1 protein-coding gene is annotated in these 1,230 nt (G+C 33.0%); it reads left to right on the top strand.

What is annotated here, in order from left to right; genetic code table 11:
* Nucleotides 1–1,083: lectin like domain-containing protein (locus ACW2QF_RS19710; protein ID WP_455717720.1), on the top strand; the 1,083-nt coding region annotated here is incomplete at its 5' end.
* Nucleotides 1,084–1,230: the final 147 nt, after the last annotated feature.

Below are 1,230 nucleotides of genomic sequence, written 5' to 3' on the forward strand. Positions count from 1 at the left end.
TCTTATTTTGATAAATCTCTTTGTGAAGTCTATTTCTTAGATTTTGAAAGTTATGATAACTATGATAATAATTATCAATATGATGGAAGCTGTGGAGATGGTACAAAATATGCATATGGTAGCGCTTTATCAACATCCAATGTGTTCACATCACAGAAGCAGGAAGAAACCTTAGATGCGATTTCCTTCTATAATCCAACTGAAGTTCTTAATGTTTTTGAAATATCAATATATAAGGATTTGACAGATTTATCAAAACCAGATTCCGGTACATTAGTTGCATCTACGATAGAATCTGCACCATATGTTGGATACTATACTGTGCCACTGGAGTCACCAGTAACACTTACAAAGGGGACAACGTTCTCAGTAGTTATTACTCAGAATCCTGGTGAAAGACAGTCTATCTCTTATGCTGTAGATCGTACATATAAAAATGGTACTTGGATCAGTTTTACTTCTGCTGCTAAAACGGGTCAGAGTTTTACCCAAGTTGATAGCAAAGGCTGGGTTGACATTAGTAGTAATGGTATGAATAATCGTATTAAAGCATTCACTACTAATATAGAAGATAACACGGATGCTTATACGATTAGTTATGTACTAAATGATGGTGAAAATGATACGAACAATCCAAAAACTTATAACTCTGAAAGTGAAGATATAAATCTTTTACCAGCTACTAAAGCAGGCTACAATTTTGATGGTTGGTACTCGGAGGCTAATTTTACTACAAAGGTTTCAGAAATTACGAAAGGTACGACTGGAGATATCATACTATATGCAAAATGGACAAAACAAGATGAAGTGAATGATAAAATAATTATTCATTACTATTCAGAAGAGGGCGGAGCTAATATTTTCTATTGGAGTTGTATTTCAAAGGATAATCAATATAAAAATAATGAATGGCCAGGAGATACCATGACTCCTGAAGGTGATAATTGGTACACGATTACATTGGAAGATGCAGTAAGTACAAGCTTGATCTTTAATTACAATGGCAAACAGTCTACAGATTTAACACGAACTTCTGGAGAATGGTGGTATATCAATAATCAATGGTATTCATCTAAGCCATAACAGTGATTAGGCAGGCTATACTACTTTATGAAATTATTTATGTTCATAAGGTCAGTATAGCCTGTTTTTGGTTAAACACTTTTCATTCCTAAATCATAGTAGTTAAATAGAAAAAATAGGAAAAAGATAGACCTAAAATGATAATAA

This window comes from Anaerosporobacter sp., from assembly GCF_965301125.1.